Raw genomic sequence first — 22,655 nt, 5'->3', positions numbered from 1 at the left:
GGAGCATCCCATGACCTGGACCAAGAAAGACCTTCTCTCCAAGCCCATCCAGCACATCGACATCACCGGCTTCGACGCCCGCCCCGTCATCAACGGCTACCGCAAGATGGCCTACTCCAGCCGCACGCTCGCCAACGCGGCGGACATCTACTCGATGATGCTCAAGGACAAGGAGTGCGCCGTCATCCTGACGCTCGCCGGCTCCCTCATCAGTGCGGGCCTCAAGAAGGCCATCATCACGCTGATCGAGAACAACATGATCGACGCCATCGTCTCCACCGGCGCGAACATCGTCGATCAGGACTTCTTCGAGGGCCTGGGCTTCAAGCACTACATCGCCCCCGGCTCCCCCGAGGCGCCGCCCGTCGACGACATGACCCTCCGCAACCTCATGATCGACCGCATCTACGACACCTACATCAACGAGGACGACCTCCGCGCCTGCGACGACACCACCAAGAAGATCTTCGACTGCTTCGAGCCCGGCGCGTACTCCAGCCGCGAGTTCATCGAGGCCATGGGCGCGTACCTCGCCAACAACCCCAAGCTCGCGAAGAACGAGTCGATCGTCAAGACCTGCTACCTGAAGCGCGTCCCCATCTTCGTCCCCGCCTTCAGCGACTGCTCCGCCGGCTTCGGCATCGTCCTCCAGCAGACCGAAGCCATCGAAGAAGGCCGCGGCCAGGTCGCCTTCGACTCCGGCAAGGACTTCCGCGAACTGACCGACATCAAGCTCGCGTGCAAGGACACCGGCCTCCTCATGCTCGGCGGCGGCGTCCCCAAGAACTTCGCACAGGACATCGTCGTCGCGGCCGAACTGCTCAACGAGCGCAAGGGCGGCAAGGCCCGCGGCGACATCGGCATGCACAAGTACGCCATCCAGATGACCGTCGCCGACAGCCGCGATGGCGCGCTCTCCGGCTCCACACTCCGCGAGGCGTGCTCGTGGGGCAAGGTCGATGTCGTCCATGAGCAGATGGTCTTCGGCGAACTCTCCGCGCTCTTCCCCATCCTCGCCTCCGACGCCTACCACCGCGGCGCCTACAAGGGTCGCAAGGGCTTTAAGTTCGCTGACCTCTACGGCAAGAACCTCACGATCCCGACCTTCAAGACGAAGCCCGCACCCGCAAAGGCCGGCACGAACAAGGCTATGAAGGGCAAGAAGGTCGGCGCACGGTAAGACTGTCGGCTGCCACTCGCCATGGCGAGTGCTCTTGACCAAATGCCGCTCCTCGTGAGCGACACCACGATGTATCGAAGGCCCCGGGTGCAAGCCCGGGGTCTTTCATTTTCCGCTCTTTGCTTCGATCAAGCCACGACTCGCCGGGTCAGCTTCCGACCGGTGTCTCGCTCGTCTGCTCGTCCGAGCCCGAAGGTGCCTGCGGCACCTCAGACTCGCGCATCTTCGATTCTTCGTCGTGTATACGCGGCTGTCCGGTTCCACGCGGCGCCTCAAGACGCGGGCCGCCCCGATCGGCAAACTCCGGGAGCAGCACGCCGACGACGCCACCGACAATAAAGCCCACGATCAGCCCAGGTACAAAGTACTTGAACCCGCTCGATGATGTGGCTTGTGCCGTGTTGCCTGACTCGTTCGTGGGGTGAGACATGCGTGTCGGCTCCTCATGACGCAGAGAGCGGGTCAGCAGCAACCCCGAGGGACGGGACGATAGCCGCATCAACCCTCCGATTCATCGGCCAAGCGGGTGACGGACTCCAAACTTCACGAACGGTACATCCGAACCCCCGGCACTGGTCGCTGGGCCGGAACCGCTGACCGAAGAAGAGAACAGCGGGCAAAAGAGGGCTGTGGGTGGCTGCGGGGAGGCAGTGGGGGAGGAACGTATCCAGAACTCAGTGACACCGCATCCGCCGCACCCAGCGGCCATACTCGATCGTTGCTCGAACCAGTGCCCGCCGCTGCGGGTACCCGCGCCCGTAAGCGGTGTGCAGACGCCATTGCCAGTACGCCCCCTTGAACCGGAAGCGAGTGAGCACACCCAGCCGCGCAAGCTCGTACAGCGACCCGGGGAGCGTGACAATATCTCTCAGCATCGACATCGGCGATAGCGTAGTCGGCCCGAACGATCAGGCCTTGGCCAGCACGCGCATGTACCACGCGACGGTCTCTGTCAGGCCCTCTTCGAGCGAGATCGCCGGGGCATACCCGATCAGTTCCTTCGCCCGCTCGAGCGACGCCAGAGAGTGCTGCACATCCCCCGGCCTCGCCGGCAACTCCGCGGGCGAGAGCCCCGGCTTGTTGCACCGCTCCGCGATCATCTGCGCGACCTCGCGGATCGTGACGCGCCGCCCCGTGCCCACATTCACCACCTCGCCGCTCGTCCGCAGACGCGCAGAGCCGGCAAGCAGCGTCGCCAGCACCGCGTTCGCCACATACGTGAAGTCACGCGAGGCCGATCCGTCGCCGAACATCGTCGGCGGCTCACCCGCGATCAAGCGACGCGCAAAGCTCGGGATCACCGCGGCATACGCCGAGTCCGCCGGCTGGCGAGGCCCGAAGACATTGAAATACCGCAGCGAAACGCCGCTCAGCCCGTACGCGTGAGACCACGCGCTCACAAGATGCTCCCCTGCCAGCTTCGACGCCGCATACGGCGAGCGCGGCGCAGGAACCTGAGATTCCACCTTCGGGAGCGTCGGCGAGTCGCCATACGCCGACGACGATGCCGCATACACCACCCGCTCCAGCCCCGCCGCCTTCGCCGCCTGCAAGACGCGCATCGTTCCCGTCGCGTTCACCTGCCACGTCCGCTCCGGATCCTCGATCGAACGAGGCACCGAGCCGATCGCCGCAAGGTGGAACACCACCGACGCGCCCCGCAACGCATCGCGCAACGCGGCATCTTCAAGGATCGATCCTCGCACGAACGAGACACGCTCCGGCTCCATTGCCAGCAACTCGTCCAGATGCTCCAGCGACGAGTTTGACAGGTCGTCGATCACACACACCGAAGCCCCGAGCGAGTGCAGCGCATCCACCAGATGCCCGCCGATGAACCCTGCCCCGCCCGTCACGCACACCGCCCGTCCCTCATAGAAGGACCGCAGTCGGGAAACGGAATCGGCGGGTATGCGGATCACAGGGAGATGGAAACGAGCGTGAACAAACCGGGCGGATAACCCTTCGATGCAAACCACACGAGCGATGTGCCGACTCTTTGCCGGTCGGCAGAAACACACATATCGCATGAACAGGGCGACAGGTCAAGAGCCGTCACCCATGTACGGCGTATGAAAGGTACAGTACGCTCCTTTGTCACATGCAACACCGGCGACAATCGAGAGTGCGAGCCCTCAAGCAGCACCGCCACCCTGTTCAGGCCACCATCCGGTCACTCGTTCAGCACCCCCTGCCGAACGCATCCAGGAAGTCGAGAAGGTCGAGCACATCCACAATGGTGTCCGCGTTGAAGTCCGCATCAACGCCGCTCGACCCGGCACACGGAGCGGGCAGCCCGTCGCACGCCCCGAACGCGTCGAGGAAGTCGAGGAAGTCGAGCACATCGACCTCTCCATCCCCGTTCGCGTCCGCATCGCACGTCGAGCACGCCAGATCCGAGATCGAGAACGCGTCGACGGCCGACTCCGTGGTCGAGTTGTCCGGGTTGTCGGCAACGGAGAACCGAACGCGCACGGTGCTCGTCAGCGCGACATAGTCGGTCACGTCGAAGGAGACGACCTTCCATGAGTTGCCGTTGTTCCCGACCGAGGAAACCAGCACCCACGTCGCGCCGTTGTCGTTCGAGATCTCCGTCACAAACTGATCGTTCGGGAGGTTGTTCGTTGAGTGCCACCGCGCGAACGTCACCTTCGGATCATCAAGCCCCGAAAGGTCGTAGGCCGGCGAGATCAGCCGCGTCGGACCGCCGTCCACATCCGCATCCCCCGCGGCATTGCCCGTCACCCAGCACTGGCCGGAGCCGTCAAAGTCCGCCGCAGGATCGCGGTTGAGCCCGCCACCCGCCGGCACGCCGCGCTCCCACGCCCCGCGGATCACCGCGATGTTCTCCACCGTCCACCCGTCGTCGGTCTCGAAGTCGAGCTCAACAACCGATGCGATCCCGTACGCCGAGATCGCCGCGTAGGGCGTGCCCGACATCCCCTCGCGCGGGTTCGAGTACGTTTTCCCGTCCGTCCCGATCACGGAGAACGTGTACGCCACCGGCATGGTGCAGGGGATGGGCGGGAATGTCGCGACAAACGCCCCCGCACCGTCATCCGTCATCGGAACGTCAAAGAACCCGGACCCGATGTCGATGTGCAGCTTGCCCGAGCCGGAGACCGGGCCGATCCCGTTCACTGTCGTGATCTGCATCTCGATCGCCGTCCCGCCCGAGGGCGAGACATAGGCCGGAAACTCTCCCTGGAAGACATAGTCAGGGCCCGGGCACTCGCACACGCCCTTAGGCGATGCGAGGGCGGCCTGCAACGCCACGTGGTTCGCGCCCGTTCCCCAGTTGTTCCCGCCCGTCGAGGTACACCCGCCGTGCGTGTGGATGCCGATCGCGTTCCCCGTCGTCTCATGGATCACCGGCGAGCCGGAGTTGCCGCCCGTCGTGTCCATGCGATACCCGATCGAGGTGCCGCTGAACGTCGTATACGCGCCCGCGTGCGTCTTCTGCACTTGGTTCCACGTGGGCGAAACCGGCGACGATGTCGTTCCATACCCCGTCACACGTGCGTTCCCCGATGCCGGAGGCGGCAGCACAAGGTTGTGCGCCACGCCGTACGCCTGGTACGGCGTCAGACCCGTGTTCGAGTTCGGAAACACGCCGTAGTACGCCCAGTCATTCCCCACCCCAGCCCCGCCGTTCCCCTGAACGCTCGAAGAATCCACCGCGTACTGATCCTCCGGAGGCGGATTCCGGATCGAGCCGCTCGACGACGAGAGCGGCACATTGAACTGGATCACCGACAACCCGCCCTGGCAGTGGCCCGCCGTCAGCATGCATGTGTTGCAGTCGCTGATCGTCCAGCCCGTGCACCCGACAGGAAGAACCCGCGCCGACCGATTGTCATACGACAGCACCCGGTCGTCGGTCGTGCCGCAGATCGAACGAGGCAGTGCCTCCGGCTCGCTCGCAACCGCCCGCGACATCCGCACGCGATTGCTCCCGGTGCCTGGATACGCCACAAGCTCAACCAGCACGGCATCGCCGTTGAAGTACGCGCTCGTGAGCTTCCACTGCACGATGCTGACATGGTCCAGGATCTGTGCGTGCCCATCCGTCAGAGACGTGATGCGGAAGAAAGAGGCGTTGCCACCCTCGCGAGAGCCCGAGAGCCGCACCTCGTCGAACTCAAGCCGGATCCACGTCGAATCGTCCGCAGCCACAACCGTCGAGAAGACCACCGCCGCGCCCGGCTCCGTCCCCGGATGCGCGACATGACCCGAATCGATCTCCTCGAACGCAACCATGCGGCTCGACAAGGGAGCCGGCTGCGTGAACACATCCTGCTGCGCCAACGCCGCGGGTGCGCCGGCAAGAGTCACAAGGGCGAGAATCAGCGACAACGAAGAACGATGGACCTGCATCACGCGGCCTCCGCTATGCGCCATTGGCGCGAATGGATGTGCGGCGAACCGGCCGAAGCTCAAGCCCGCCCACGAGCGAGCAACCAGCCGGAACACCGGATGAACACACAGGTATCGCAGGAATTGCACGCCCGGTCAAGCGCGGCGATGAAAATCAGGTCTTTGATCGGGCATTCTCACGCCAATCCCGCGCATTGGCATGTCCGCCAAGCCCCACTACAGCCGCGGGTCCTCAGATCGGGATGTCCGAGGTGTCCACATCATCGAAGGGGGCCTCATCATCCGGCCCGCCACCATCGCGCCAGCGCGGGTCGTTCGCCGCGAGCGGGCCCTGCTTCTTCCCCGGGGCGAAGCCCGAACGCTGAGGCGAAGCAGCCCCATCTCCACCAGCTCCATCGTGTGGCGGCTGTGGCTCGGTTCGCGCAGGGCGCTGTGCCGGAGAGGTCGCCCTGACCACGACCTCGCGCTCGTGCGGGTTGTATCTGTCCTCGAAGCCCCCGGCGTAGTTCTTGAAGCGCGTGGTGGATGGATCCCACGCGAGCTTGACGATTCCGGTCGGTCCGTTGCGCTGCTTCGCGATGATCAGCTCGGCCAGCCCGACCTTGTCGCGGTTCGCGTCCGCCCAGTCCGCGTCCTGCGTGTGGTAATACTCCTCGCGGTGCAGGAGCGCGACCACGTCGGCATCCTGCTCGATCGAGCCCGATTCGCGAAGATCGCTCATCCGCGGGCGATTGCCGTCCCGAAGCTCCGTGCCTCGGTTCAACTGCGCCAGACAGATCACCGGCACGCTCAGCTCGCGCGCCAGCGCCTTGATCCCCCGCGAGATCGTCGAGACCTCGACCTGCCGACTCTCGCGCGCCGCGCCCGGCGCGGTCATCAGCTGCAGGTAGTCGATCATGATGCACCTGATCCCGTGCATCGCCGCCATGCGGCGCGCCCGCGCCCGCATCGCCAGCACCGTGAGGTTCGGCGTGTCATCGATGTAGATCGGCGCATCGCCCAGCTCGCCCGCCGCGTGAAAGAGACGCTTGAAGTCGTTCTCCGAGAACTGCCCTCTGCGCATCTTGTGCGAATCAACGCCCGATCTCGCAGAGAGAAGTCGCTGCGCGATCGCCGCACGCGACATCTCCAGCGAGAAGAACGCCACAGGCACCTTCGACGTCCCCCGAGACTCCGCGCCGGACGCGCCGCCCAGCGCGATCTGCTCCGCCAGGTTCAACGCGAGCGCGGTCTTGCCCATCGAGGGGCGAGCCGCCACGATCACCATCTCTCCCGGCTGCAACCCGGAGAGCATCGCATCCAGATCGTGGTACCCGGTGGCGAGACCGGAGATCCCCTTGCCATCCAGCAGTTCGAGCCGATGCAGCTCCTGCTCGAGAATGTCCGCCAGCTTCTGCGGATCGCTCGTCTCGGACTTCTCCGCGATGTTGAAGATCGCCATCTCAGCCTTGTCCAGCACCTCGCGCGTGCCGTCCGGCCCCATGTCCCCCGCGTGGTAGGCGTCGTAGATGATCTGGCCCGCCGCGCCGATCAGCTTCCGCAGCCGGGCGCGATCCGACACGATCCTCGCATAATGCGTCGCGTTCACCGCCGAAGGAACGGTCTCGGCAAGACGCAACAGATACTCGGGGCCCCCCACGGAATCCAGAGCGTTCGCACCGCGCAGCGTCTCAACGATCTGAACCAGATCGCCCGACTGGTGGCGGTCGTACACATCAACGATCACACGAAAGATCGCCCCGTGCGCTTCCGTGTAAAAATCATCGTGCGAACTCACCTGCAGCAACACCTCGCCGATCACCTTCGGTTCGAGGATCATCGAACCCAGGAGAGCCATCTCCGCCTCGGGCGAGTGGGGGGGCAGACGATCGAACAGCTTCTGAACCTCGATCGGCGCGGGGCGATACCGCCGCCCGTCCCGTCCATCCCGCCCCTGGTTGTTCCGATCGGTCTGCTCGGCCATGGCTCCCTCCATCCACGCGGAACGTAGCCGCACTCCGGGGGAGAGTCGATGAATCGACAGGTTGCCAAGACCCGAAATGAACAAGCCGCGCCCCCGTGCGGCGTGCGTTCGCCCCCACGCCGATGCACCACCCCCCCGCACCCCGCTTTCATGGGTACCGTTGGCCATGGGCAACTTCGACCAGCGTGATCTCGTCGAGCACTTCGCACCAACCGAACTCCTCCCGGAGACGCTCCCGGCAGATCCCATGCCGATCGTCGGCGCGTGGTACGAAGACGCCCACGCACGCCGAGTGCAGCCGAACCCCAACGCCATGTCGCTCGCGACGATCGACGCCGAGGGCCGCGCCCAGTGCCGCATCGTGCTCTGCAAGGGCATGAACCTCGAGCAGGGATGGCTTCTGTTCTTCACCAACTACCAGAGCCGCAAGGGCGAGGCGCTGAGCGCTCATCCGCGAGCCGCAATCGCCATGCACTGGGACACGCTCGACCGCCAGATCCGCATCGAGGGCATCGTCGAGCGTGCCGGCGAGGCCGAGAGCGATGCCTACTACGCCTCTCGACCCATCGAAAGCCGGCTCGGAGCGTGGGCAAGCGATCAGAGCAGACCCGTCGCCTCTCGTGCCGAGATGCTCGACAGGGTCCGCAAGACCGCTGCACGATTCGGCATCACACCCCAGATGATCGAGCAGAACCTCGGAGAGATCCCGCGCCCGCCCCACTGGGGCGGCTATCGGCTCTGGGCGGATCGCGTCGAATTGTGGGTCGCCGGCCCCGGTCGCGTCCACGACCGCGCCGCATGGACACGAACGCTCTCAACCCAGAACGGCAAGGTGAACACAGGGCCGTGGTCGGCCACGCGCCTGCAACCCTGATCCGGCGACAATCGTTACGGCAAGAACACTCCGACCGTGAGCATATGTGCGGGCATCAACCGCCCCGGCCGCCTCCGCCACGCCCACCACCGCCTCCGCCACCACCAGTACCACCAGGGCTCCTGCCCGGTGTACCGGTACGAGGTGTCGAAGTCGATGACTCGCTGGATGCCGAGTCCGAGTCCGACGAGCTGGAATCATCCGAAGCGTTCTGCGTGCGCGGGCGTGCCCCGCCGCTCGCCGGCGTTTCGCGGCGCACCGCGGGCATGCCCCCGGCTCCGCCTGTACGCGCCCCGCCTCCCGCGCCCATCATGGTCGCGCCCTCGGGCATCATCCCGTTCATCGCGATCCCAGCGGGGAACGCCGGAGCGATCGGCACGATCTCCCCGTTCTCTTCGCGCTTGTATCCCGCAGCGGTGAGCTGAGCATCGTCCCACGGAATGTTGAGTACCTCGCCGGGCGCGGGCTCGCGAAGCAGCACGCGCGTGCCCTCGGTGATACCCCCGGTGATCTCGGCGAATATGTCCGATCGACGCCCCACCGCGATAGGCACCTTCACATACTTGTTGCCTCTCGGGACATAGACCATCCGCACCGCGCCGTCCGTGAAGATCGCCTGCAGGGGGATGGTCAGGGCGTTCTCGACACGCCCCATCGTGATCGTCGCGTCGCAGCGCATCGCCGGCTTGAGTTCGCCGATCATGTCGCTTGGATCGAGCAACGCACGCACCGTGTACTCTCGCAGGTTGGGGTCACGGAACCCGCCGGTCTCTGCCATCACGCCGATCGACTCAACCGTCGCCGGGAGCGCCCGCCCGCCGAGCGCGTCGATTGTCACGTTCGCGCGCTGCCCGGGGCGGATACGACCCGCAAGAGACTCATGCACACGCACCGACGCCACCATGGAAGACGTGTCGGGAAGCACGATCAGCAGCATGTTGGGAAAGACCTCGCGCCCGATCTGCAGCGGACCCTCACCCCCGCCGCCCCACCGGTTGCGCTCGATGCTCGTCGCGAACACCACCAGTCCGTCCGACGGTGCCACGATCTCGCACGCAGCGAACTGCTGTTCGAGCTTCGCCAGACGCTGCTCGCGCACCGTCTTCTGGCGTCGTTTGTTCAGGCGATCCGCGTCTCTGCTGGTCAACTGGATCTCGTTCTGGCGCTTCACGCGATCGAGCTCGGCCTCCGCCTGGTCAACATCCGATTGGCGCGAACGCTGGTCCTTCGGGTGCGTGTAACTCCAGTAGATCTCGCGCTCCAGCATCGTCTTCTTTAGGTTCGCCTCTGCCTCGATCTGCGCGATCTCATCGATGTCACGCTCGTTTTTCGAGAGAAAGCCCTGCTGGAAAAGCTCCTCGCTCCGCTCGAACTTCTCACGCAAGCGCGCAAGGTCACGCTCCCCCTTCTCGATCGCAAGGTCCAGCTGCTGGCGCTGCTTCTCCACGTCGCCCTTCGTCCACTGCTCAAGCGTCAGTCTGGCAAGATCGAGCTTCAGCTGCGCCGCGCTCGTCTTGGACTCGTTCTCGCTCAACTGGATCTCGTAGCTGTTCTCCGCCGCCACCAGTTCCGCCCGAGCGGACTCCACACGCAGCATCTCCTCATCGATCTGCGTCTGGATATTGTCGCTCTTGAGCCGGATCAACAGATCGCCCTTCTTGACCAGCGAGCCCTCGTTCACCACCTCCGTGATCGTCGATTGGCTCTCGAGCTGGCTGCGGATCTCGATCTGGTTCTTCGCCTGCAACTCCCCGGAGGCCGTTGTCGTGATGTCGAACGACTGAACCCGCGCGATCGCAAGGTCGGCCGTCAACCCCTCGTCCTTCGAACCCTTCGCGCTCGTGCGGCTCGGAGAGTTCGCGCCCGCCATGATCAGGCCCGAGCCCAGAACCGCTGCGCCGCACAACCCGGCAACAACCAGCCGCCGCACGGATCTCGTCTGTTGTGTCGTACTCTTCATCGTGCAGATCCTTCGAACGCTCGGCGGCAGAAGATTCGTGCCGAGACGGTGCTCTACGATCACCCCTTCTCGGGGGCTGACCTCGGGGATGGCTGTTCGCGTCCTGACATATACCGGCCTGAGGCGTGCCGGTTCGCGAGAACGTAACCCGCTGTCCATACAAGAGGATGAACGCACGAGTCCTTTGATTATGGCGGGGTCGCGATCTCTTTCGGCCCCACGGAGCCAGATTGTGGTCGATCATCCTCCCAAGAGCCGGATTCTGGTGGTCGTCGCTTCCGAGATCGAGGCCAAGGCCGCGGCACGGGGGCTAGGGACCGAAAACTGGGGTGAACCCTGGCACGCCCACCCGATCACAAACCTCGCGGATCTGCTACTGACCGGCGTCGGAAAGTCCAACGCCGCAGGGGCCGTCGCCCGCGCCATCGATCGCTCTCGCTACGCCGCACTCCTCTCTATCGGTATCGCCGGCACTCTGGAACCAGAGACGCTCCCGCTCTGCACATCCATCGCCGTTGAGAGCGCAACACTCGCCGATGAGGGAATCGAAACCGAGAGCGGTTTCCTCACCCTGAGGGAGATGGGCTTCCCTCCCCTCCCCGGAGTGTCCGACGCCCTCCCCGCCGACCCCCGATTCTTCAGCGCACTCTCACGCATCACCAACCGAACCGCCCACCTCGCAACAGTCTCGACCTGTTCCGGCACAGACGCACGGGCCGCGCGGGTCCGTGCGCAGATCGCGGGCTCACCCCGGGCTGAGGACATGGAAACCGCCGCGATCGCCCTCGTCTGCACCCGCCTCGGTCTTCCGTGGAGCGGACTCAGGATCATCAGCAACACCACAGGCAACCGCCAGCAACAGACATGGGATCTGAAGGCCGCGCTCGATCGACTCAGCGCGATGATCGGGCCGGCCATCGACGCCGTCTCGAACGCGCTCCGATCCTCCTGATAACCGAGACAGCACACTGCCCCGGCCCCGCCGTGAGGTGGGAGGCGTGGAACGGATGCGCCGCGCTCAACGTCCCATCACGTGTGAAGCCGGGTTGACCGGCTCAACGTTGCGGCCTCGAGGGCCGATCCCACATCGTCGTGCATGGTCTTGTTCTGCGCGGCGTGCGCCGGAGTGCGCAGTGGAGAGATGCGGATGCCGTTTGGGTCCATAAAACGACTTGGATCATTGGGAGCCGTCAAGCAAAGCGGTCTCCCCATCGCCGTGGACTTCGGGGTAGGAGCCCTCAAGGTGCTCCAGATCGCCAAGGGCGATCCGCCCACGCTCGTCGCCGCTGCCAGTGTCGAGACGCCCGAGGAACTCCTCACCGACACCGGTGCTCGTCTGAGCTTCCAGGCCGACGCCCTCGGACGCCTCGTCCGCTCCGGCGGCTTCCGGGGCAAGCGAGCCGTCTGCGCCATCCCCTCCGGCATGGCCGTCTGCAAGCACGTCCGTGTCGCCAAGAGCGATCCGGTCTCCGTCAATCTCCAAGTGTCATCCACGCTCGCCCAGCAGGTCAACATGCACCCCGCTTCGCTCGTGCTCCGCACCGTCGATGTCGGCGAGGTTGAACGCGTCGGGGCAACCGGCGGCAAGCAGGCGGAAATCATCTGCATCGCCGCCGCTCGCGACGGGCTCTCCCGCCTCATGGACGCGATCAAGAGTGCGCGGCTCGAACCCGTGGGCATGCACAGCGAGTTCGCCGCAACCATCCTCGCGTTCGGCGATCTGGCCCGTGCGCCCGTCGGCGGGGTCGAGCGCACCACCCTCTACCTCGACATCGGCGCGGGCTCGACACGCGTCATGATCGCCCACGACGACAAGATGGTCTTCGCCCGCGTCATCAACATGGGCGGGATCGCGCTCGACGAAGCGATCGTCTCCTCACGCAACCTGACGCTCCCAGAGGCCCACAAGGCGCGCTACGCCTGCGCCGGCGCCATGCCCGATCGCGGCACGATCGCCGAGGCAGGCGTCGGGGCTCGCGCACGGGCGAGCGCCTCCGTCGCGGATCGCAGCGCGGACGAACCCGTCGGGCTCACAAACGAAGTCGCGTGCGCCACACTCGCGCCCTGCGGCCCGGACGACCCCGCGCTCAACGAGGCCATCGAGATCCTCACAGATGAGGTCACCATGTGCCTCCGATACCACGAGTCACTCTTCCCGAGCCGGCGCGTCAGCGGCATCGTCTTCGTCGGGGGCGAGGCGCGTCACGCCGGGCTCTGCCAGCACCTGGCCAGGGCGCTCCGACTCCCCGCTCAGATCGCAGACCCGCTCGCAAGGGTCGCCCAGACCGGCAAGGAACCCGCCACCGGCGTCAACCTGCGCGAGGCCCAGCCCGGATGGACCGTCCCACTTGGCCTCTGCCTGAGCCCCACCGACCTCTGATCGAACGACATGGATCCCACGGGCCGGGACGCACCCGGCGGAGGAAGCGATGATCAATCCGTTCGCACAAGCAAAGCAACCGGTCGCGGGTGGGAGCTTCCTCCCCGAGGACTACATCAGCCGGAAGGCCGACGGCAGAGCCAACATCCTCTGCCTCTTCCTCTTCGCCGTTGTGATGGCGGGCGTCGTCTCGGCGTTCCTCGTCACCAATCGCCAGTGGGAATCGGTGAAGGCCGAGCACAAAGCCATCAACACCGCCTACGAGCAGGAGACAAAGAAGATCGAGCAGCTCAAGGCCCTTGAGACCCAGAGAGAATCCATGATCGAGCGCGCCGAGATCACCACCGCGCTCATCGAGAAGACGCCCCGATCGCTCCTCGCAGCAGAGGTCGTCCAGCGCATGCCCGAGGGCATCACGCTGCTCACCGCCGATCTTCGCAGCAAGCGGATCGTCCAGGCCCCCGCGCTCGAGTCGAAGGCCGCCGAGGTTCGCTCGGTCAGCGGCTCCTCCAAGGCGGGCTCGAAGGCCCCGGCGAAGACATCCAGCAAGTCCAAGACCGCCAAGAACACGCCGCCCCCGGCACCGAGGCCCCAGGCGCCGCGCCTCGAATCGACACTGATCCTCACCGGTGTCGCCGGCGCAAACCAGGAGATCGCGGACTACCTGCAGGCCCTCAAGCAGTGCGACATCCTCGAATCCGTCGAACTGGCGTACATCAAGGAATCCGTGATGAGCGACCTCACGCTCAGAAAGTTCCAGATCGACGCCAAGATCCGCTCGGGGGCCCGCATCGCGTCCGCCCCGCAGCCTACGCCGACGCCCGGCGCGCCCGCCACGGCTCAGCCCCAGAACGCCGACCAGAGCACCATGACACCAGTGACCAATCCGGCCGACGCCGCCGTCGCGCAGGCCGGGAAGGAGGAGTGACCGATGCGAGTTCGTGACATGATGATGGCATTGGTGCTGGTGGCGGTCCCGCTTGCATCGTACTTCCTGGTCTTCGGGCCTCAGAACAAGCGCATCGCCAAGACGCGCTCCGAGATCCGCCACAAGCAGGAGATCCTCGACAAGCTCCGCTCCGAGACCGCACGCAACGCCGACCTCATCCGCGCCAACGAAGAGATCGGCGAGCTCATCAAGCAGACCGAGGCCAGACTCCCGGACGGCAAAGAGGTCGATTCCATCGTGCGACACATCTCAGAGCTCGCCGTCCAGTCGGGGCTCACCGCCCCCTCGATGGAGAGCGGCAAGCCCGTCGCCGCCGCCATGTACATGGAGCAGCCCATCAAGGTCACCACCGCCGGCGACTTCCGCGGGTTCTACGAGTTCCTCCTCAGTCTCGAACGCCTCCCCCGCATCACCCGCCTCCCCGACATGAACCTCGAACGCGTGCAGGACCCCGACGGCAACATCAAGGCGCAGTTCACGCTCAGCATCTACTTCACCGACGCGAGGGCCAACTGATGAGCAGCAAAGGAACGGGCGAATCGGGCGGCGGCCTCCTCTCGCTGGCAACCGGCGCACAGGCCGCAGACCAGCAGGCACCGGGCGCACCACCCGCAAAGCGCGTGTCGAGCCAGGCCGTTGTCCTCGGCGTCGTGCTCGCAGGAGCCGCGGCATTCCTCTTCGGCATGCGCCACATGGGCATGGGGCCGCAGCTCTCATTGGCCAACCTGAAGATCGAGTACGAGCGCGTCGAAGAGGGCGCCGACGGCGCGGCCCGCACCGCCCGCGTGCTCAAGGAACTCGAGTCCGCCGCGAAGCCCGTCCAGATCAAGGGCGAGGAACTCGGCCGCAACCCCTTCCGCCTCTCCCGCTCCATCGCTCCCACGGAGAACCTCAGCGATGAGGGCTGGCGCGAGCGTGCCGAGGCCGACGCGCTGGCTCGCGAGGCAGAGGCCGCCCGCAAGGCGATGGAAGCCGCCAACAACGCCCTCTCGGGGGAGTTCGCCAAGCTGCGGCTCTACAGCATCATGGGCGGACGCGTCCCCCTGGCGCGCCTGAACGACGAGACCGTCACGGTCGGCGACGTGGTCGCCAATCGCTTCACGGTGGTCTCGATCGAGGGTCGATCCGTGACGCTGGAAGCCGAGGGCAAGCAGTTCACGCTCAGTCTTGAAGACCAGCGCGAGCAGTCCGCCCGCGCAAGAGCGAAGTCCACAGCAGCGTCGCGCCGTCGGTGATCGGCGCGACGGGGTCCGACATTCGGAGACGGGCGAGCGATGGCCAAGTACAACATCGACGACATCCTGAGCGAGCTCGGCGTCCAGAAGGGGGAAGAGGGACGCCGCGCGCTCCCGCGCGATCCCCGCAAGCAGCACCGCATCGACCGCGAAGAGGCGGCGTTCAGCCCCCTGCCCGCGATGCCCGCCAACCAGAAGGTCTTCCAGACCGCCGACGAAGCCGACGAGACGATGTCGATCGACCCGGCGGTGCGCTCACGCCCCGAACTGGCCCCGAAGCCAACCGTCGGCCCCGCGCTCTCAGAGGTCTACACGCCCTCGCCCGGCGCGATCGTGCCGACCGGCACATCCGACCTCGGCCAGTTGCTCGCCGCCAAGGGTGTCATCACGCCCGAGCAGTTGATGACCGCGCAGAACGTCATCCGCCAGTCTCCGGGCCGCTCGCTCATCGAGGTCCTCCTCGAACAGGGCGTGATGGAGGCCCCCATCCAACAGGCCGTCGCGGAGATGAAGGGTCTCCCCTTCGAGCGCGTCGATGTCGAGAAGGGGCTCGACGGCGGGTTCGACGGCAAACTCCTCCAGCGGCTGACCCCGGAGTTCTGCAAGCAGCACATGGTGCTCCCGCTCAGGATGGAAGGGGCGCGGGCCGTGGTCGGCGCGGTCAACGCCGACGATGTCTTCCTGATCGACGACATCAAGGCACGCCTCGGCGTCCCAGGCGTCAAGATGGTCGTCATCACCGCCTACGACATCCGCGGCGCGATGGAGATCATCGGAGCCGGAGCCGCAGCCGAAGAGCAGGTCGATCTCGACCAGATCATGACCGACGTCGCCGAGTCGGATGTCGCCATCGAGAAAGCCGCGACCTCCGAGGTCGATCTCGAGCAGCAGGCCGGCGAAGGCCCCGTCATCCGCTACGTCAACTACATCATCCAGACCGCCCTCAAGGAGGGCGCGTCCGACATCCACATCGAGCCCTCTGAGAAAAAGGTCAAGGTCCGCTTCCGCATCGACGGTGTCCTCTTCGAGATGATGAACCCTCCCGCGGCCATGGGCCCCGCCATCACCAGCCGCCTCAAGATCATGGCCGGGCTCGACATCGCCGAGCGCCGCGTGCCGCAGGACGGGCGCATCCGCTGCACCGTCTCCGGACGCAAGCTCGACCTGCGTATGTCAACGCTCCCCAACACGTATGGCGAGAAAACCGTCATGCGTATCCTCGACACCCGCTCCATCAACGTGCAGCTCGAGGATCTCGGCTTCGAGTCTGCAACGCTCGAAATCTGGCGCAAGCTCATCGACGCCCCCCACGGCATCATCCTCGTCACCGGCCCCACCGGCTCGGGTAAGACCACCACCCTCTACTCCTCCCTCCGCCAGCTCGACAAGAACAAGATGAACATCTCCACCGTCGAGGACCCCGTCGAGTACCACCTCGACGGCATCACCCAGACCCAGACGCACGAGAAGATCGGCATGAGCTTCGCCAAGGCGCTCAAGGCCCTCCTGCGTCAGGACCCCGATGTCATCATGGTCGGCGAAATCCGAGACCTCGAGACCGCCAGCACCGCCATCCAGGCCTCCCTCACCGGCCACCTCGTCCTTTCAACCCTCCACACCAACGACGCCCCCTCCTCCATCACCCGCCTCGTCAACATCGGCGTCGAGCCCTTCCTCGTCGGCGCTGCCACCAACGGCGTCCTCGCCCAGCGACTCCTCCGTCGCCTCTGCACCAACTGCAAGGCCCAGGAAGCCCCCACCGAAGAAATGGCCGAGTTCCTCACCATGCAGGGCATGGAGTCCGACACCATCTGGGCCGCCAAGGGCTGCGACAAGTGCCGCAACATCGGCTACTCCGGACGCGTCGGCATCTATGAGCTCCTCGCCGTCGACGACCAGCTCCGCGATGTCATCGCCAGAAACCCCAACGTCTCCGAGTTCCGGCGCCTCTGCATCGAACGAGGCATGGTCGCCCTCCGCGACGACGGCTTCCGAAAGGTCGCCCGCGGCCTCACCACCGTCGAGGAAGTCCTGAGCGCGACAGAGGCATCACACTGATCGCCGCATGGGCCACTCGGCACTCCCGTGCTCTTGCTCCCGCCCCCGCGGCACGCCCTCACCGCCGCCGCCGCGCTCCGACGACCATCATGATGCCGGCAACACCCATCACCCCCGGCGCGGGTACGAGGTTCTGGACGAGGATGCCCTCGCCACTGGTATCAAAGGCGTAGCCGACAAGCTTCCAGTCGACTTCGGTCACGCGCTCAATCTGCAAATAGCCAATAATCGAGAAATCAGATGATGCATATCCGACGTATGCCATCTGGCCGGGAACAGTGAATTCTGTGAGATTAAAGTTTGATCCCGCGCCGTGTGATATCTGCGCAATATTTGTGCCCCCAGTCGTTGGGTCGTACTGTGGCTCATTGAACGCCGATGATGCGTCAATAAACTGATCCTTGATCTTCAGACCCCCCTCTGCGAGCAGCGCCGGCGTTGGAACAGGCAATGGCGGCCAATCGGGAAGAGGATTGCCAGATATGGCTCCATACAACTGAAGACTGTACCCAAAATCGATGGTGATAGTGTTTGGTTGAGGATACTGTAATGGATCATATGGATCAAGCGTCACTTCGTCTGCGAACAGATGGATGTAGTAGCCATTGCGCGAGATGATGGTGTCCCTGTCGGGTCCATCATTCAGCACGACGATCGGGCTTGCGGCGGCGATCGCGGGAGCACACGCCGCGAGAAGGGCGAACGCCAGTGTCGGTCGGGTCGGGATCATTGGGCGTTCTCCCTGCGGCGGCGCGAGCGGGTCAGGAGGGGAGCCGCGGCAAGCGCGAGAACCGCCACGCCACCCGGCGCGGGGACGAGGTTCTGAACCAGGATGCCCCCGCCGCTGGGGTCGTAGGCGTAGCCGATGAGCTTCCAGTCCACCTCGGTCACGCGCTCGATTTGCATATAGCCGAAGATGGAGAGGTCGGATGTGGCGTAGCCGATGTAGGCCATGTCGCCGGGCTGCGTGAAGTCGTTGAGGTTGAAATCTGATCCGAACCCGTGCGACAACGCGGCGCTGTTTGTCCCGCCTGATGTCGGGTCGTACTGCGGCTCAGCGAAAGACCAAGAAGTATCAACGAACTGCCCCTCGATCTTCATCCCGCCTTGCGCGAGCAGCGATGGCGTCTGTACCGGCAACGGCGGCCAGTCGGGAAGAGGGTTCCCGATAATGCCTCCGGACACCTGTCCAAAGGAGTATCCGAAGCGGATTACCAAGGTATTTGGTTCGGGATACCGCGCTCCATCAAATGGATCGAGCCTGACCTCGTTCGCGAACAAATGGATGTCGTAGCCGCCCCGTGACACGATCGTGTCGCGATGCTCACCATCATTCAGCACGACGATCGGGCTGGCTGCGGCCTCTCCTGCGAGCAGCAACGCGGACGCCACAGCCGCCGCACATGCCAGACCACACAGATCATCCATCATTCCGCTCGGCATCGGCACAGCCCTCCTCAGCGTCGGCGTGGGAAGCCGCACGCCAGCGGCGGGAGGTCGTGGGAGGTCACAGCAGGTCGTGGTCGTCTGGTGAAGACGCGCGCACGACCCACCGGCCTGCTCCAACGGCATCCCCTGAGTGAAATATGCCGCACGACCACGAGAATGCCAACAAAAACCGAGTGACCACACAAGAATCCGTCCTCTTTCAGCCCCGTCCCCTCCTCGCTCCCATCCCTTGCCCACTCCCCCCCGCGGCATTACGCTCGCACACCACCCCCCGCCCCTACCCCCCTCCGCCCTACCCCCCTCCGACCTATTCCCCAAACACACTCACACCCAAACCCCTCCCGCCTCCCCTCTCCTTCTCCACGCATCCGCCCGCCCTCCCCGGAGCCCGCCCATGTCCGACTCCATCGAGTCCGTCCTCCAGGAAAACCGCCGCTTCCCCGCTCCGGCAGCCCCCGCCGCACGGATGCCCCGCTGGCTCGTCCCCTCTCTGGATGAGTACAAGCGCGAGCACACCCGCTCCATCACGGATCCCGAGGGGTTCTGGGGCGAGGTCGCCCGTGAACTCCACTGGTTCAAGCCGTGGTCGAAGGTCCTCGACTGGAAGGTCCCCGACGCGAAGTGGTTCGTCGGCGCCACCACCAACGTCTGCTACAACTGCATCGATCGCCAGGTCGAACAGGGCCACGGCGACAAGGTCGCCATCGTCTGGGAAGGTGAGCCGGTCGGAGGAGGCAGTGGCGGGGGTGGGGGGGGACCGGAAGTCCAGCGCCTCACCTACAACGACCTCAAGCGCGATGTCTCGAAGTTCGCCAACGCCCTGAAGGCGCTCGGCGTCAAGAAGGGTGACATCGTCACCATCTATATGGGCATGGTCCCCGAGGTCGCCGTCGCCATGCTCGCCTGCGCCCGCATCGGCGCGGCACACTCCGTCATCTTCGGCGGCTTCTCCACCCAGGCCATCGTCGACCGCGTCCTCGACGCCAAGTCGCGCACCATCATCACCTGCGACGGCGCATACCGGCGTGGCTCCATCGTCCCCCTCAAAGAGTCCGTCGATGCCGCGGTCGCCCAGCTCGTCCAGGCCGGCCACGAGGTGAAGAACGTCATCGTTCACACCCGCGTCGGCAACCAGACCGCGTGGCACTCCGGCCGCGACCACTCCTTCAAAGACCTTCTCCTCGCCTCCTCCGACCAGTGCCCCTGCGAGCACATGGACTCGGAGGACATGCTCTTCCTCCTCTACACCTCCGGCTCCACTGGAAAGCCCAAGGGCATCCTCCACACCACCGGCGGCTACATGGTCCACACCTACCTCACCAGCAAACTCACCTTCAACCTCATCCCCGACGACAACCAGCTCTACTGGTGTACGGCCGATGTCGGCTGGGTCACCGGCCACTCCTACATCCTCTACGGCCTCCTCCCGAACCGCGTCCCGACGCTCATGTATGAGGGCGCGCCGAACTTCCCGAAAGAAGACCGCTTCTGGGACATCATCGAGCGTCACAAGGTCACCCAGTTCTACACCGCGCCCACCGCCATCCGCGCCTTCATGAAGTGGGGCGATCAGCACCCGAAAAAACACGACCTCTCCTCCCTCCGCGTCCTCGGCTCCGTCGGCGAGCCCATCAACCCCGAGGCCTGGATGTGGTACCACGAAACCATCGGCTCCTCGCGCTGCCCCATCGTTGACACCTGGTGGCAGACCGAAACCGGCGGCCACATGATCACGCCCCTTCCCGGCGCCATCACCACCAAGCCCGGCTCCTGCACCCTCCCCTTCTTCGGCGTGGACGCCGCGATCGTGGACGAGAGCGGCAAAGAACAGCCCCACAACACCGGCGGCCTCCTCGTCGTCCGAAAGCCCTGGCCCGGCATGCTCCGTGGCGTCTACGGCGATCGCGAGCGCTTCATCCAGACCTACTTCACCCGCGTCCCCGGCATGTACTTCACCGGCGACGGCGCACGCCGCGATGCCGACGGCTACTTCTGGATCATGGGGCGCGTCGATGATGTCATCAACGTCTCCGGGCACCGGCTCGGAACGATGGAGGTCGAGAGCGCGCTCGTCAGCCACGACGCCGTCGTCGAGGCCGCCGTCGTCGGCATGCCGCACGAGATCAAGGGCACGGGCATCGCGGCCTTCGTGACGCTCGCCCCCGGCTCCGAGCCCGCATCCCCTGCCGATGCCGACAAGCTCAAGAACGCCCTCCGCGAGCACGTCTCCAAGGAGATCGGCGCGATCGCCAAACCCGACCAGATCCGATTCACCCCCGCGCTCCCCAAGACCCGCTCCGGCAAGATCATGCGCCGTCTCCTCCGCGCCATCGCCTCGGGGGATGCCAAAATCACGCAGGACACCACGACGCTGGAGGATTACAGCGTGCTGGCGCGGCTGAAGGAGACCGAGGAGGGGTGAGCGGCTGCGGGTAGTGGGTCAGTCTGAATCCCGCTAACTTCGCTTTCGTCGGCGCGCCGCCCTACAAGCGCGGTACGATTCGGGCATGCCAAAGCGGTCAAGCAACAAGAAGCCCGCGCGTCCCGACGCCAATCAGATTGCCGCCCGCATCCTACGGGAAGCGACAGGCGAGGAACCCAAGACCGAGATTACTTCTTCGGCCGATTCTTCGAAGAATCCCGCCGCTGTCGAACTTGGCCGCCTTGGCGGGAAGAAGGGAGGGAAAGCGCGGGCCGCTTCCCTTTCGAAGAAGGAGCGTTCAGAGATCGCCCGGAAAGCCGCGCGGGCAAGATGGGCTGACTAGGCGCGGAATCGCTTAGATCGCACAGATACTCTGGTTGTCCGGGCAGGTCGTATGCGTCTAGCCCGATTCCGTTCGCGAGATTGCGACACCCCTTGTCATTTGAATACAAGGACAGAACACCGGCGGCTTTAGCGCACGCCACGATCATCGTGTCCGCCCGCAAGCACTTGCGTGCATCATCCTTGCCCATTTCGCGCTGGCTCTTGCCATCCACAAACAGGCGCGCCGCCAGCGATACGCATCGCGCGTCAAATGGATGGATTATGAACCTAGATGAGATCTCGGCTACCGCTTCGGCGTGTTTGGCCGGATCAACCCGAATCAGATATTCGGAAACCGAGACCGAAGAAACCACAATCTGCGCGTGCTCGTCGTCCAACTTTCGAAACAGCCACCCCACCCTCTTTCGCTGGTCAGCAGTGCCCTCCTGCCTGATTCCCCACACGAGGATCATGGTGTCGATGGCGACTAATGGTGCTGGTTTACGGCCTGCCACTATCCACGCAACTCCGCGATCTCGGCATCAGGATCGGCCACGTCATCCCAACCGCTTCCTCCCGCCGCATGTATTCTGCGCAGGGCGTCCATGATTGATCCCGTTTTGGGTGGCTCAACCGACTCAATCACGAATCCAACGACTTCATAGCCACGCCGAAGCCATGTCGCCCTGCCAATCAGCGAGACTTCTTGATAGATCCACTGGCCAAGATCACGAATCAGAGATTCTTGTCGAACTTGGCAAATCACCATCTTGCTCGGCTGATTGATGAGTCGAACACCACAGTGCATTGTGGTTGCGCCGCCGACACGCTCAACCGTCGCGTAGATTTTCGTGTCACCTTCGACAAAGGCCGATTGCTGAACGTTGTGGTAGGTGGAAGGCGTAATTGTCGCAAGCACGTCGCCGTGACGCCTACTCTTGTCTCCGGGCAGCACAAACTCTATTTGGCATCCGAGAGACTTCGCGACACCACTCAACTCTTCCAAAGCAGACAGCGTCGGCGAGGTCCAATCCGATTCGGCGGGGTTCTCTATCCCATTGCCGGTGTCCCGAATCAACTTCAACGCGGGTTTGACGTTACCGATGGCAATCGGGTAAGCCGCAGAACCCTTCTTCACATCCAGAAGGCGGATCGTCTTCCCATCTCCTGGTGCTTCGTTGTCGTCTTGCGTTCGCGGTTCGCCGGAGAGAACCTCGACGTACTCGCTTTGGTCTAGGAGGCGTTGAACAGCGTCAAGCACTCTGGACAACTTGCGCGTAGGCACCGCCCACGGCCTCATGTCTGGTCCGACAAGCCGAATCACAAAGGCCGGCTCGGGTTTTCGTCGAGTATCTAGTTCCACGGCGTTCCCTAACAGACTATCCATGTCTATCGACCAAAACCAGCGCAAATCCATGTTATTTCGGCAGTTGCGCGGTAAGTCATTGAGCCGCGCCAACTTACGGAGAATAGCCAACAAACCC

General features: G+C 64.7%; 19 protein-coding genes. 9 read left to right on the top strand and 10 right to left on the bottom strand.

The window, feature by feature from the left end:
* Positions 1-10 precede the first annotated feature (10 nt).
* Positions 11-1,180 carry a deoxyhypusine synthase gene (locus KF838_11460; protein QYK47395.1) on the top strand — a complete coding sequence of 390 codons (1,170 nt, stop codon included), beginning with the start codon at positions 11-13 and terminating at the stop codon, positions 1,178-1,180.
* A 148-nt stretch (positions 1,181-1,328) separates the two neighbouring features.
* Here KF838_11460 and KF838_11455 read toward each other — a convergent pair whose 3' ends face one another.
* The 5 genes from KF838_11455 to dnaB form a co-directional block, all read right to left on the bottom strand.
* Entirely contained in the window at positions 1,329-1,610 is a 282-nt protein-coding gene (locus KF838_11455) for a hypothetical protein (GenBank protein ID QYK47394.1), read from the bottom strand.
* A gap of 244 nt (positions 1,611-1,854) precedes the next feature.
* Positions 1,855-2,061 (bottom strand): hypothetical protein, encoded by a 207-nt coding sequence (locus KF838_11450; GenBank protein QYK47393.1) that lies wholly within the window; start codon positions 2,059-2,061, stop codon positions 1,855-1,857.
* A 27-nt stretch (positions 2,062-2,088) separates the two neighbouring features.
* The gene (locus KF838_11445) at positions 2,089-3,102 is read right to left on the bottom strand and encodes an SDR family NAD(P)-dependent oxidoreductase (protein QYK47392.1); all 1,014 of its coding nucleotides are present in this window, start codon (positions 3,100-3,102) and stop codon (positions 2,089-2,091) included.
* Positions 3,103-3,361: 259 nt separating this feature from the next.
* Positions 3,362-5,557 (bottom strand): hypothetical protein, encoded by a 2,196-nt coding sequence (locus tag KF838_11440; protein ID QYK47391.1) that lies wholly within the window; start codon positions 5,555-5,557, stop codon positions 3,362-3,364.
* A 232-nt stretch (positions 5,558-5,789) separates the two neighbouring features.
* Positions 5,790-7,520, bottom strand: a complete 1,731-nt coding sequence (dnaB, locus tag KF838_11435) for a replicative DNA helicase (GenBank protein QYK47390.1) — start codon at positions 7,518-7,520, stop codon at positions 5,790-5,792.
* 166 nt (positions 7,521-7,686) lie between these two features.
* Here dnaB and pdxH point away from each other — a divergent pair, with 166 nt between their 5' ends.
* Positions 7,687-8,394, top strand: coding sequence for a pyridoxamine 5'-phosphate oxidase (pdxH, locus tag KF838_11430; GenBank protein QYK47389.1), 708 nt, complete (start codon positions 7,687-7,689; stop codon positions 8,392-8,394).
* A 55-nt stretch (positions 8,395-8,449) separates the two neighbouring features.
* Here the strand turns inward: pdxH and KF838_11425 are convergent, their stop codons facing one another.
* Positions 8,450-10,354, bottom strand: coding sequence for an HlyD family efflux transporter periplasmic adaptor subunit (locus tag KF838_11425; protein ID QYK47388.1), 1,905 nt, complete (start codon positions 10,352-10,354; stop codon positions 8,450-8,452).
* A gap of 232 nt (positions 10,355-10,586) precedes the next feature.
* On the opposite strand from KF838_11425, the gene mqnB reads away from it, so the two are divergent.
* The 6 genes from mqnB (at position 10,587) to tadA (ending at position 16,976) form a co-directional block, all read left to right on the top strand.
* Positions 10,587-11,306 (top strand): futalosine hydrolase, encoded by a 720-nt coding sequence (gene mqnB, locus KF838_11420; protein ID QYK47387.1) that lies wholly within the window; start codon positions 10,587-10,589, stop codon positions 11,304-11,306.
* A 291-nt stretch (positions 11,307-11,597) separates the two neighbouring features.
* On the top strand, positions 11,598-12,734 hold the full coding sequence (pilM, locus tag KF838_11415) for a pilus assembly protein PilM (GenBank protein ID QYK47386.1): 1,137 nt from the start codon (positions 11,598-11,600) through the stop codon (positions 12,732-12,734).
* Between the two features lie 49 nt (positions 12,735-12,783).
* A complete protein-coding gene (locus KF838_11410; protein ID QYK47385.1) occupies positions 12,784-13,662 on the top strand; it encodes a PilN domain-containing protein in 879 nt (292 codons plus the stop codon).
* A gap of 3 nt (positions 13,663-13,665) precedes the next feature.
* The gene (gene pilO, locus KF838_11405; protein QYK47384.1) at positions 13,666-14,199 is read left to right on the top strand and encodes a type 4a pilus biogenesis protein PilO; all 534 of its coding nucleotides are present in this window, start codon (positions 13,666-13,668) and stop codon (positions 14,197-14,199) included.
* On the top strand, positions 14,199-14,918 hold the full coding sequence (locus KF838_11400; GenBank protein ID QYK47383.1) for a hypothetical protein: 720 nt from the start codon (positions 14,199-14,201) through the stop codon (positions 14,916-14,918). The genes pilO and KF838_11400 overlap by 1 nt, the downstream gene beginning before the upstream one ends.
* 39 nt (positions 14,919-14,957) lie before the next feature.
* Positions 14,958-16,976 carry a Flp pilus assembly complex ATPase component TadA gene (tadA, locus tag KF838_11395; GenBank protein QYK47382.1) on the top strand — a complete coding sequence of 673 codons (2,019 nt, stop codon included), beginning with the start codon at positions 14,958-14,960 and terminating at the stop codon, positions 16,974-16,976.
* 58 nt (positions 16,977-17,034) lie between these two features.
* On the opposite strand, the gene KF838_11390 is transcribed toward tadA, so the two are convergent.
* Together KF838_11390 and KF838_11385 are read right to left on the bottom strand one after the other, a co-directional pair.
* Positions 17,035-17,706, bottom strand: a complete 672-nt coding sequence (locus tag KF838_11390; protein QYK47381.1) for a hypothetical protein — start codon at positions 17,704-17,706, stop codon at positions 17,035-17,037.
* A complete protein-coding gene (locus KF838_11385) occupies positions 17,703-18,419 on the bottom strand; it encodes a hypothetical protein (GenBank protein QYK47380.1) in 717 nt (238 codons plus the stop codon). Before KF838_11385 ends, KF838_11390 begins: the two co-directional genes overlap by 4 nt.
* A gap of 400 nt (positions 18,420-18,819) precedes the next feature.
* Between KF838_11385 and acs the strand changes: the two genes are divergently transcribed.
* Entirely contained in the window at positions 18,820-20,847 is a 2,028-nt protein-coding gene (gene acs / locus KF838_11380) for an acetate--CoA ligase (GenBank protein ID QYK47379.1), read from the top strand.
* A 188-nt stretch (positions 20,848-21,035) separates the two neighbouring features.
* On the opposite strand, the gene KF838_11375 is transcribed toward acs, so the two are convergent.
* Both KF838_11375 and KF838_11370 read right to left on the bottom strand, forming a co-directional pair.
* The gene (locus tag KF838_11375) at positions 21,036-21,644 is read right to left on the bottom strand and encodes a PIN domain-containing protein (GenBank protein QYK47378.1); all 609 of its coding nucleotides are present in this window, start codon (positions 21,642-21,644) and stop codon (positions 21,036-21,038) included.
* A gap of 41 nt (positions 21,645-21,685) precedes the next feature.
* Positions 21,686-22,648: a hypothetical protein gene (locus KF838_11370; GenBank protein QYK47377.1), complete on the bottom strand. Its 963-nt coding sequence runs from the start codon at positions 22,646-22,648 to the stop codon at positions 21,686-21,688.
* Positions 22,649-22,655 lie beyond the last annotated feature (7 nt).

The organism is Phycisphaeraceae bacterium (assembly GCA_019454185.1).
Taxonomy (GTDB): domain Bacteria; phylum Planctomycetota; class Phycisphaerae; order Phycisphaerales; family UBA1924; genus JAHBWV01.
The sequence above is the reverse complement of the archived record's forward strand: the minus strand, read 5'-3'. Positions and strand labels throughout refer to the sequence as shown.

Coding starts and splice junctions, on each gene's coding strand:
- KF838_11460 (QYK47395.1), top strand. CDS start 11: ATGACCTGGACCAAGAAAGACCTTCTCTCCAAGCCCATCCAGCACATC.
- KF838_11455 (QYK47394.1), bottom strand. CDS start 1,610: ATGTCTCACCCCACGAACGAGTCAGGCAACACGGCACAAGCCACATCA.
- KF838_11450 (QYK47393.1), bottom strand. CDS start 2,061: ATGTCGATGCTGAGAGATATTGTCACGCTCCCCGGGTCGCTGTACGAG.
- KF838_11440 (QYK47391.1), bottom strand. CDS start 5,557: ATGCAGGTCCATCGTTCTTCGTTGTCGCTGATTCTCGCCCTTGTGACT.
- dnaB (QYK47390.1), bottom strand. CDS start 7,520: ATGGCCGAGCAGACCGATCGGAACAACCAGGGGCGGGATGGACGGGAC.
- pdxH (QYK47389.1), top strand. CDS start 7,687: ATGGGCAACTTCGACCAGCGTGATCTCGTCGAGCACTTCGCACCAACC.
- KF838_11425 (QYK47388.1), bottom strand. CDS start 10,354: ATGAAGAGTACGACACAACAGACGAGATCCGTGCGGCGGCTGGTTGTT.
- KF838_11410 (QYK47385.1), top strand. CDS start 12,784: ATGATCAATCCGTTCGCACAAGCAAAGCAACCGGTCGCGGGTGGGAGC.
- pilO (QYK47384.1), top strand. CDS start 13,666: ATGCGAGTTCGTGACATGATGATGGCATTGGTGCTGGTGGCGGTCCCG.
- KF838_11400 (QYK47383.1), top strand. CDS start 14,199: ATGAGCAGCAAAGGAACGGGCGAATCGGGCGGCGGCCTCCTCTCGCTG.
- tadA (QYK47382.1), top strand. CDS start 14,958: ATGGCCAAGTACAACATCGACGACATCCTGAGCGAGCTCGGCGTCCAG.
- KF838_11390 (QYK47381.1), bottom strand. CDS start 17,706: ATGATCCCGACCCGACCGACACTGGCGTTCGCCCTTCTCGCGGCGTGT.
- KF838_11385 (QYK47380.1), bottom strand. CDS start 18,419: ATGCCGAGCGGAATGATGGATGATCTGTGTGGTCTGGCATGTGCGGCG.
- acs (QYK47379.1), top strand. CDS start 18,820: ATGTCCGACTCCATCGAGTCCGTCCTCCAGGAAAACCGCCGCTTCCCC.
- KF838_11375 (QYK47378.1), bottom strand. CDS start 21,644: ATGATCCTCGTGTGGGGAATCAGGCAGGAGGGCACTGCTGACCAGCGA.